Origin of the sequence: Cephaloticoccus capnophilus, from assembly GCF_001580045.1 — a bacterium.
GTDB lineage: Bacteria > Verrucomicrobiota > Verrucomicrobiia > Opitutales > Opitutaceae > Cephaloticoccus > Cephaloticoccus capnophilus.
The window spans coordinates 24,100-33,211 of sequence record NZ_LSZP01000018.1 but is presented as its reverse complement, the minus strand read 5'-3'; the positions used below and the strand labels follow the sequence as shown (position 1 = coordinate 33,211).

Below are 9,112 nucleotides of genomic sequence, written 5' to 3'. Positions count from 1 at the left end.
GCTGGAGGCGAGTTTTGACCGTAGCGCACACGGGAAAATAATGGAGGACTTGCGCGAGGGTCGGCAGACAGCGGACACGCTGTTTTTAGCGTACTGATATCCTCCCCTCCGCCTAAAGACGGGGGATTTCTGCCGCAGTCAGCATTTGCCGCAGCCACTTGCTGCCGCCGAGAGTCATTAATGTGGGTCCTTTCGAAGTTTGGGCCTTACCGCCGTTGATGTTGATTATGCGAGCCGTGGCCACTGGCGAGGCTGAAACACTCATTCAAAAAGCGTTGCGGCTGCGGCTAGGACTTCATTCATGATTGCAGGCGGGAGCGTGTCCACCTTACGCGCATTGCGAGCGGCTAGATCGAGGACGCGGGGTTGATCGCAACGGACAACGCCGGTTGTCTTGATGCCACTGATCGGCACAGCGAAACCGACCCGGCGAGCAAAGCCGCCGCCGTTGGTGATGGGTAGGATCACAGGGCATTGCGTCAGCCGGTTGAATGCTTCCGATGACACGACCAGCACTGGCCTATGGCCGCGCTGCTCATGGCCCGCTGTTGGTTCCAGATCGACCATGTAAATTTCGCCCCGCTTCATCATATCAGCTCCCTACCGACTGCTGGGGCATCGACCCACTCGCGTTCTTCGGCTGGCAGCGGGTACGCTCCAGCGGCTTCGGCGTCGGCCAGTAGCTCGGCCATTGTGTAACGCGGTCGGCCCGCTGGCTCGATGACGAGACGGCCATTGTCTACGGCCAGCCCTACTTTTGCGCCTGCCGTCAGTTGTAAAGCGTCCAACAGTGCAGGCGGGACAGCCAACATGACCGAGCCGCCGACTTTGCGAAGATTGGTTGTGTGCATGGCGCTACCTCTATAAGTTATATTTGTATATAACATAACCAATACAATTTTAAAAGCTGCAAATATCTATTTGCCAGCAATCTCGTGCAAATGCTCTGGCACAAGCGATTTAACCTCTTCAGGAGCCATTAAGATGCCGCCCTCGGGGTTGCTTGCAGCATGCTGGAGCATAAGCTCCGCCGCCCGCGCCGCCGCGTCGTAGGGAGTGAGGCCGCAACGCGCACCTTGGGACTTGCCTTCTCGCTCTACGAGGCAGGGGTTTACAACACGCTAGCGGCGGCAAGATCTGCGTTCAAGAAAGAGTCCAAGGTGAACGAAGGAGGCAGTCGGCATTGATGCGATTGCGGAAGGCTTCAAGGATCCGTCAAAACTGTCGCGGGCGGATTATCCTGCGAGCGATTGGGAGAAAATCCACAAGGAGCAGCAAAAGGGCCTAGAGGCAGATCTGTCGAAGCTGGAGAACTGGAAGCTTATCCCAATCATCGGGCGGCCCTACTACTGGCATATGGGCGGTGGCGATAAGATCCGGCGGCGCAAGGAAAACCAACGTAAGTAGTAGTAATACCTCATTCTTCTTACGTGCCTCTTCGTTTACGAAGCAAGTCTACGCGAGATGAGGCTGGCCCCCTACAAGGGGGGACAAGCCCTCGCTATTCGAGCTAACGGGCGTCAAATACAATGTAACCGCATCGGCAAAGGCCCGCTCCGACGCCCTAAGCCAGCACCTCGCGACGCCCAGCCCTTGACTTCGCGCACTCCTCGGCGCAACTTAACCCGTCATCGCTAAACAGAAAACAACATGACTGCCAACAACTCGCCAGAATCGCCCAACTCTCCAACCATGCCACCCAAGGGATACGCACCCCGCATGATTTGCGGCATGCCCGAAGGCACGCCCTTTGTCCGCCTGCGCAGCAAGGGCCGCCCTGTCGTCTACTACGCAGGCAGTGCGGCAGGCTTCCTCCATGAGTTAGCACGGCCCATCCCCTACGATAAAGAAGAGGTACGCAGAAAAGCCGGAGAAGTCATCGGAAAACGAGACGATGAAATACGTCGCGGTCGCTGACACGAATCTTCTCGTGCGCTACATCATGCGCGACGAGCCACCCGAGCAAACCGAAGACACCGTCGCACTCATTGAGGACTCGACCCCGCGAGCATCTACGTTCCCACTGTAGTCATTACCGAGCTTACTTGGGCTCTGAAGGCGCACTACGCCGCGAGCCGATTGCAGATTAACGCGGCTCTTCTCCAGCTTCTTCTTATCCCTAGTCTGGCTATCGACGTCACCACCCACGAAGCCATCCTAATCTACGCAGCGACCACAAACGCAAAGCTCGACTTCTCCGATTGCTACCTAGCTGCCACGAGAAAAGAATAAGGCTGCACCGCTCTCACCTACGACAAAGACACTCGCCGCTAAGGTTAAGGCATTTGGCCGAGAGTTTGTCGCGGTAGTAACCGTTAAGGAGCTAAAGGACGGCCTGTGAGAGTTTTCGTGCGCATTCGTCGAGGCAACTTACCAGTAAAACCGCACAAACCCTAACATTTCCTCACAGCCTCCAGATGCGATTCCTCTCTGCGCCTCTGCACTGGTGGACGGCGAGGGGCTCGAACCCCCGACCCTCTCGGTGTAAACGAGATGCTCTAACCAACTGAGCTAGCCGTCCTCAAAGTGCGAAAGTGCGGAGCAAGCCGCGTTCTGGCCTCGCTGACAAGCTCTTTCAAGTAGTGCAGAGAGCAACGCCCTCCCCCTGCGCTCTCAACTTCAGTTAGGCCAGAGCGAATGCGTTGAAGCGCGAGCTCGCCAAATGTTCGTGCGCTGGGAGCCGAGCGAGAGCGTGCAGGTGGAGGGCACGTCTCCCGCAGGGAAATTCACGAGTGCCACCACTCGGTATCACCCTTTCTTCGGTTTGAGCCAGCCTTCGCGAATCATTAGTTCGGCGTTCATCAGTGCGTTGAGGGCCGCGCCGCGCCAGAGGTTGTCGCCACTGACCCAAAAGGAGAGCCCATTATCAAATGCGGTGTCGCGGCGTAGTCGCCCGACCCCACACTTCACTTTTTCGGCAAACGCAAGCGGCGTCGGATAGCTGTTGTTTTCGGGGGCGTCGATGAGCTCTGCGCCTTCAAACTCGCTCACCGCTCGCCGCGCTTCGGCGAGGTCGACCGGTCGCTCAAACTCAGCACTCACCGCGATCGAGTGCGCACGAACAACAGGCACGCGCACGGTCGTCGCCGATACGCGCAGCTCGGGCAGGCCCATAATTTTTCGCGACTCTTGAGCCATCTTGGTCTCTTCCCCCGTGTAGCCGTCGGGCCCGAAGGTGTCGATGTGCGGCAGGCAATTAAACGCGATTTGCTGCGGGTAAACTTGCGCCTTAATCGGGCTACCCGCGACGTGTGCCTGCACCTGTCCCTCAAGTTCGCGCACGGCTTCGGCTCCAGTGCCGGAGACGGATTGGTAAGTGGCCACAATGGCGCGCTTTAGCCCGAAGGCTTTGTGTAAGGGCCACAGGCCCATGAGCATCACAGCAGTCGAGCAGTTCGGGTTGGCGATGATGCCTTTGTGTTGGCGCAGTCCCTCGGGGTTAATCTCGGGGATTACGAGCGGCACATCGGGCTCCATCCGCAGAGCGGAGCTTTTATCGATGACGACGCAGCCCGCCGCGACTGCATCGGGCGCGAGCGAGCGAGTCACGCCACCGCCCGCCGCAAAAAATGCGAGATCGATATCACCGAAAACGCCTGCCCGCGCCTCCTCGACTGTAAACGTTTGCCCACCCTGAGTAATCACCTTCCCCGCCGAGCGCGCCGAAGCGAAAAGCCGCAGCCGCTCACACGGAAAATCGCGCTCTAGGAGGAGCCGGAGCAGTTCTTGACCGACCGCGCCGGTCGCCCCGACGATGCCCACAGTGAAGGATGAAGTTGCCATAAAAAATCGGGAGAAAAGTCCGCAGATGAAGCCTTGGGAGCGAGTCACACAAGCCTGTACCCAACGGGGTATCAAGCCCACAGCGCGTGTCTTACTCGTCAGCATCGACGGCGGTACTTTGCAGCTTTTCCGCAACGCGCAGCTCGTAAAAAGCTACCTAGTCTCCACCTCGCGCCGCCCGCCTTCCAACCAGAAAGGCTCACTGGGAACGCCACGCGGGCTCCACGAAATCGTCGAGCGCATCGGCAGCGGGCAACCCATCGGCATGGTGTTCAAGGGCCGTGTTCCGACAGGACAGCACTTTAGCGAGTTACCGCTAAGCGAGCAGGGATTGAGCGGAGCAACAGACAGTCCCGGCAGCGGCAATCTCATCACCTCGCGCATCCTGTGGCTCGGTGGCCTAGAGGACGGGGTCAATCGCGGCGGCGACTGCGACACGCGTTCGCGCTACATCTACATCCACGGAACCAACCACGAATCGCGCATCGGCCAAAACTTCAGTGCAGGCTGCATCCTCATGCGCAATCTCGACATCATCGAACTCTACGAAGAAGTCCGCACCGGCGACCTAGTCTTAATCGAGTGAGCGCCCTAGCGCCTGTTCCCAGAAGACTTTTCCACTGCGCGTGGGGCGGCGGTCAGTGACCGCTTCCATTCAATTTGGGATTTCTCATCGCGCTATCGCGCGAAAGCGAAATCCCAAATTTGAAAGCCTTCCGCCTGTCGCATCGCGACAGGCAGAGGAGTAAAAAGGAAAGTAGAGTGATAACCCGTTTGGGCGAGGTGGGAAAAATCACCAGTAAACTCCCGCCTCCAAGTTTGGGATCCTTTTCACAGAGCCGCTTGGCTGCTGTGCGAATGCACGGCAACCAAGCGGCTCTGTAAATGGGTGCAGGCACAGCCTGCCGCCCCACGCGTAGTGGCACTCATTAAGTGGCCGAGGCGGCACGCCACCATTCGCAGAAGAGGAGCGGTGGCGGGTCTTCTTTGTGGCGGCCAAAGAGCAGTCGTAGGGAGTTTGCCACTACGAGAAAGGTGCTGCCCTCGTGTGCGGCGACGCCCAGCCACAGCGGCACGACACCCAAAAGTGTCGCCACGACCATCGCGCCAACCACACCGAGCGAGATGACGAGGTTTTGGCGGATCACGGCAACCGCACGGCGGCTGAGCCTGAGTGCCGCAAGAAAGTTTTCAATTTTGTCGTGCATCAGGACGAGCTCGGCCTGTTCAAGCGCGGCGTCGCTTCCGCGCGCCCCCATCGCCACGCCTACATCGGCTGCCGCCAGGCTCGGCGCGTCGTTAACCCCGTCGCCGAGCATCGCGATTTGGTGGCCCTCGCCGCGCAGAGTTTGGATGGCGGCCACTTTCCCTTCTGGCGAGAGCGCGGCACGGACTTCGCTGAGCCCGAGCTTTCGCGCAACAGCTTCGGCAGCGGGACGGCGGTCGCCAGTGAGCATTACGGTTTTAAGCCCGAGTTCGCGCAGCAAACGCAACACGGGCCGCGAGGCTTCGCGGGCTTCGTCGAGCAGGAGGATGCGGCCCACTAGCCCTTCGGTGCGGAGCCAAACCTCGGTCGTCGCCTCAGGAGCAGGGGAAAACTGATCTACCCAATCATGAAAGTCCGCGTCGCCCTCGAAGAGAGTTTTCCGCCCCAGGGTCGCAGCCCCTTTTATTTTACGGGCCTCTCGTTGGAGTCCCGCCCTCTCATCAACGGGAGAAATCTCCGCTTTCACCCCCTGCCCTGTCAGCGACTCGAAGCCGTCAATTTCGTGCAAGGTCAGGGCTGCGTTTTTTGCGTGGGCAACGATGGCGCGCGCAATCGGGTGCTGGGAGTTCGCCTCCAGCGCGTAAGCGCACTCGAGGACTTCGCGTTCGCGCCCAGCCGGAATGCTCTCGCAGCCGACGACCGCCAACTCGCCCGTGGTGAGTGTGCCAGTCTTATCAAACGCAACGGCGGTAACGCGCGCTAGGCGTTCAATCGCCGCCCCACCGCGAAAGAGCACGCCGTGCCGTGCGCCCCAAGCGATTGCCGCGAGAATCGACGAAGGGATTGAGAGGACAAGCGCACAGGGGCTCGCAACGACGAGCAGCGTCATCGCACGGTAAAAGGCCGACCTGGTTTCTTCGGTGTTTGAAAAGGCCGGCACCCCAAAGCCCAGCCACCACACGAGAAACAGCAGCCCCGCCGCCGCGATAACGCCATAGGTGTAGCCCGGGCCAAATTTTTGCGTAAATCGCTCGCTCGGCGCGCGGAGTTTTTGCGCGGTCTGGATGAGGCGGATGACTTTTTGCAGCGTGCTCTCGCTCGGAAGCTGGGTGACGGTAAAATCAACCGCGCCCCAGAGGTTGAGCGTGCCGCTGAGAACGGCATCGCCCGGGCCTTTGTCGATTGGCACGGACTCGCCAGTAAGCATTGACTCATCGCTTGATGTGCGGCCCGCGACGACCTCGCCATCGGCAGGAAAGAGCGCGCCGGGCTTTACTCGGACGCGGTCGCCGAGACGCAGCTCATCGACTGGGACCTCCGCCTCGTGGCCCTCCGTGTCAATGCGCAGCGCGATCTTCGGTGCGGACTTAAAGAGCGCGCTAATCTCCGACTGCGTGCGATCCATCGCGTAGCCCTCCATCGCACCAGATGCCGAGAAGAGAAAGAGCAGCAGCACGGCCTCGCCCCATGCTCCGATAGCCATCGCACCGAGCGCGACCACGAGCATGAGGAAGTGAATATCAATCGGGCGGCGCGCGCGGAGGTTTTCCCAAGAGTCTTTAGCCGCATCCCAAGCGCCCGCGAGGATCGCCGCAAAATACAGCGCATGGCTCGCCCAAGGAAATTGCGGCAACGCATGCGCAGCGGCAAAGCCCAACAAGCCAAGCCCACCACACGCGGCGGCGAGTGCCGTCAACAAGCGCCACTCCGAGTGATCGTGGTCGTGGTGACCCTGCTGCGACGAGTGCGCCGCGTCCAAACCTGGGTGCGGGTGAGTATGCGAATGCGAAGCGGCGTCCGACATAGGGCTAGGCATGCCCCTAATAAATCAGGCCGCAAGCAGATGCGTCGCGGCCTTTTCATTTGCTAGCGAGAGGCAGCTCTCTTGCCTGCCTCTTCTTCATGATTGGATTGCGTGACGACACCGACTTTGGGCTGCAGCCTCCCGCAAGCTTGCCGAACCACGCGCAGAAATTCGCCGCGCAGCTTTTTGCCGAAGGCGGGTGGCTCCAAGAAACGCTCTCGCTCGAGCACCGCCCCGAGCAGGAGTCAATGGCGCGGGCCGCCGCCGCCGCCTTCGAAGGCGACACGCCGCTGATGTTTGAAGCAGGCACCGGCGTCGGCAAATCGCTCGCCTATCTGCTCCCGGGCATCATTCACGCCATCGACCAATCGCGCCAACTCATCGTCTCGACACACACGATCGCGCTCCAAGAGCAGTTGGAGAAAAAAGACCTCCCGCTTTGCCGCCGCCTCTTCTCCGCCGTGCCGGAGCTCGCGCCCTACGCGACATTTCAGGCGAGCGTGCTTCTCGGTAAAGCCAACTACCTGTGCACGACACGGCTCGCGCGCGCGCTGGCCGACCGCGCCTCGCTCTTTGCCGATAGCGACTACGAGGAGCTCCAGCGGATAGCCGAGTGGGCGCAAACCAGCGAGAACGGCCTGCGACACGAACTCCAGCCCCCGCCGCGTCCCGAAATTTGGGAAGCCGTTAACGCCGCCTCGGCGACTTGCTCGCGCAAAAACTGTGACCCGACCCGCTGCTTTTACCAACGCGCCAAAGTGAGGCTGCGCTCTTCGCAGGTCATCATCGTCAACCACGCGCTGCTCTTCTCGCTGCTCAACGCCGGTGCCGGTCGCGCCTACGCGGGCACGACCGAGAGCGAGGCACGCGGCATCCTCTACGCAGACGACTTTCTCGTGCTCGACGAGGCGCACACCGTGCCCGAAGTCGCCACCGAAAACTTCGGCCTATCGCTCTCTAGTTATAGCGTAAATCGCACGCTCACCGCACTCTACAACCCGAAGACCTCGCGCGGACTTTTGGCAAAGTTTGGCCACCCAGAAGGGCGGCAACTCGTGCTCGATGCGGCAGAGGCCGCGCAGCAGTTTTTCGCACTCGTCCACCAGCAACTGTTGAGCACGCGCACAATCGTCCGCGTGCGCGACGCCGAGACCATCACCCCACTACTCGACGGCCCGCTCGGTGCGCTGCACCGGCTGATTCTAAAAACCGCTGACCAATTCGACGAAGGCCACGACCGCGAAGAACTCCTCGAACACGCGGGCCGCGTGCGCGGCCTCCAAAAAGGCGTCACCGAGTGGCTTACACTCGGTGATCCGGGGCACGTTTATTGGGCCGAGCGAGGCGGGCGGCGGCAGACGATTATCGCACTGCGCAGTGCGCCTATCGATATCGCCGCCGAGCTGCGCCGACAAATTTTTAGCGGGGGCACGAGCGTGCTTTGCACGAGTGCGACACTCGCGATTGGCGGAAAAATGGAGCCCTACGCAGCCCGTATCGGCGCAGAGAATACGCCAAGCGTTATCGTCGAGTCTCCCTTCGACTACGCACGCTGCATGCGCGTTTTCGTAGCGAGCGATGTGCCACTCCCCTCGCGGGAGGACGCACGCCTCGCGATTGAAGTCTTAGGCGACTACGTGCGCTTTTGCACCGAGCGCGTGCGCGGCGGCTCACTCGTCCTCTTTACCAGTTATAACGACATGCGCGCGGTCGCTGCCGCGCTGGAGCCCATTTACCTAAAACTCGGGCGGCCCTTCCTCATGCAAGGCCAAGACCTATCGAGAACCGAACTCGCCGAACGCATGCGGGCAGAGGGCGACGCGGTGCTTTTCGGAACGGATAGCTTTTGGACGGGGATCGACGTGCCTGGGCCGGCACTCTCGCAAGTCATCCTCACGCGGCTTCCCTTTGGCCAGCCCACGCACCCCATCGTTGAGGCCAAGTGCGAACACATCCGCGAACGCGGCGGAAACCCCTTTGCCGAACTGACCTTGCCGGATGCGCTAACGAAATTCCGCCAAGGAGTGGGCCGACTCATCCGCACAGCGAGCGACACCGGCCTAGTCACGATCCTCGACTCGCGCGTTTTGGCGAAAAGCTACGGACGACTCTTCTTAGGCAGCCTCCCCACGCGCAACATCACCCGCATAAACAGGGAAACACGCGACGAGATTTTTGGATAGGACGCGGCGCAAGGTTCTGCTGCCATACCCTCGCCAGCTCTATCAGAGAATACTTCTGGCCTCGTACGCTTGCGACTGGGGATAAGCGCTCCCCTATATTCCCCTAATACCCAAGGTAGTAAAGATGCTTAACTA

8 protein-coding genes and 1 tRNA gene are annotated in these 9,112 nt (G+C 60.3%); 4 read left to right on the top strand and 5 right to left on the bottom strand.

The genetic code is table 11. The features are described 5' to 3' along the window. Window positions 1–261: 261 nt before the first annotated feature. Both AXK12_RS02050 and AXK12_RS02045 read right to left on the bottom strand, forming a co-directional pair. Window positions 262–588, bottom strand: coding sequence for a type II toxin-antitoxin system PemK/MazF family toxin (locus AXK12_RS02050; RefSeq protein ID WP_068711113.1), 327 nt, complete (start codon window positions 586–588; stop codon window positions 262–264). Beyond that, window positions 588–851: an AbrB/MazE/SpoVT family DNA-binding domain-containing protein gene (locus AXK12_RS02045; protein ID WP_068711109.1), complete on the bottom strand. Its 264-nt coding sequence runs from the start codon at window positions 849–851 to the stop codon at window positions 588–590. Before AXK12_RS02045 ends, AXK12_RS02050 begins: the two co-directional genes overlap by 1 nt. Window positions 852–1,692: 841 nt before the next feature. Here AXK12_RS02045 and AXK12_RS02040 point away from each other — a divergent pair. Next, the gene (locus tag AXK12_RS02040) at window positions 1,693–1,917 is read left to right on the top strand and encodes a hypothetical protein (protein ID WP_231863487.1); all 225 of its coding nucleotides are present in this window, start codon (window positions 1,693–1,695) and stop codon (window positions 1,915–1,917) included. Beyond that, complete coding sequence (locus tag AXK12_RS09480; protein WP_269446579.1) at window positions 1,895–2,029, top strand: PIN domain-containing protein; 135 nt, start codon at window positions 1,895–1,897, stop codon at window positions 2,027–2,029. Before AXK12_RS02040 ends, AXK12_RS09480 begins: the two co-directional genes overlap by 23 nt. A gap of 415 nt (window positions 2,030–2,444) precedes the next feature. Here AXK12_RS09480 and AXK12_RS02035 read toward each other — a convergent pair. Together AXK12_RS02035 and AXK12_RS02030 are read right to left on the bottom strand one after the other, a co-directional pair. After that, window positions 2,445–2,521, bottom strand: a tRNA-Val gene (locus AXK12_RS02035). 227 nt (window positions 2,522–2,748) lie between these two features. Continuing rightward, entirely contained in the window at window positions 2,749–3,783 is a 1,035-nt protein-coding gene (locus tag AXK12_RS02030) for an aspartate-semialdehyde dehydrogenase (RefSeq protein ID WP_068711107.1), read from the bottom strand. Between AXK12_RS02030 and AXK12_RS02025 the strand changes: the two genes are divergently transcribed. Then, window positions 3,764–4,369: a L,D-transpeptidase gene (locus tag AXK12_RS02025; RefSeq protein WP_231863486.1), complete on the top strand. Its 606-nt coding sequence runs from the start codon at window positions 3,764–3,766 to the stop codon at window positions 4,367–4,369. The two genes, AXK12_RS02030 and AXK12_RS02025, sit on opposite strands and share 20 nt — an antisense overlap. Before the next feature lie 343 nt (window positions 4,370–4,712). On the opposite strand, the gene AXK12_RS02020 is transcribed toward AXK12_RS02025, so the two are convergent. Beyond that, window positions 4,713–6,794 (bottom strand): heavy metal translocating P-type ATPase, encoded by a 2,082-nt coding sequence (locus tag AXK12_RS02020; RefSeq protein ID WP_231863485.1) that lies wholly within the window; start codon window positions 6,792–6,794, stop codon window positions 4,713–4,715. 98 nt (window positions 6,795–6,892) lie between these two features. On the opposite strand from AXK12_RS02020, the gene AXK12_RS02015 reads away from it, so the two are divergent. Beyond that, window positions 6,893–8,977 carry an ATP-dependent DNA helicase gene (locus tag AXK12_RS02015; RefSeq protein ID WP_068711104.1) on the top strand — a complete coding sequence of 695 codons (2,085 nt, stop codon included), beginning with the start codon at window positions 6,893–6,895 and terminating at the stop codon, window positions 8,975–8,977. Window positions 8,978–9,112 lie beyond the last annotated feature (135 nt).

Excerpts from the sequence above, each read along its gene's own strand:
- AXK12_RS02050 (WP_068711113.1), bottom strand. The coding sequence starts at position 588 with ATGAAGCGGGGCGAAATTTACATGGTCGATCTGGAACCAACAGCGGGC.
- AXK12_RS02045 (WP_068711109.1), bottom strand. The coding sequence starts at position 851 with ATGCACACAACCAATCTTCGCAAAGTCGGCGGCTCGGTCATGTTGGCT.
- AXK12_RS02040 (WP_231863487.1), top strand. The coding sequence starts at position 1,693 with ATGCCACCCAAGGGATACGCACCCCGCATGATTTGCGGCATGCCCGAA.
- AXK12_RS09480 (WP_269446579.1), top strand. The coding sequence starts at position 1,895 with ATGAAATACGTCGCGGTCGCTGACACGAATCTTCTCGTGCGCTACATC.
- AXK12_RS02030 (WP_068711107.1), bottom strand. The coding sequence starts at position 3,783 with ATGGCAACTTCATCCTTCACTGTGGGCATCGTCGGGGCGACCGGCGCG.
- AXK12_RS02020 (WP_231863485.1), bottom strand. The coding sequence starts at position 6,794 with ATGTCGGACGCCGCTTCGCATTCGCATACTCACCCGCACCCAGGTTTG.
- AXK12_RS02015 (WP_068711104.1), top strand. The coding sequence starts at position 6,893 with ATGATTGGATTGCGTGACGACACCGACTTTGGGCTGCAGCCTCCCGCA.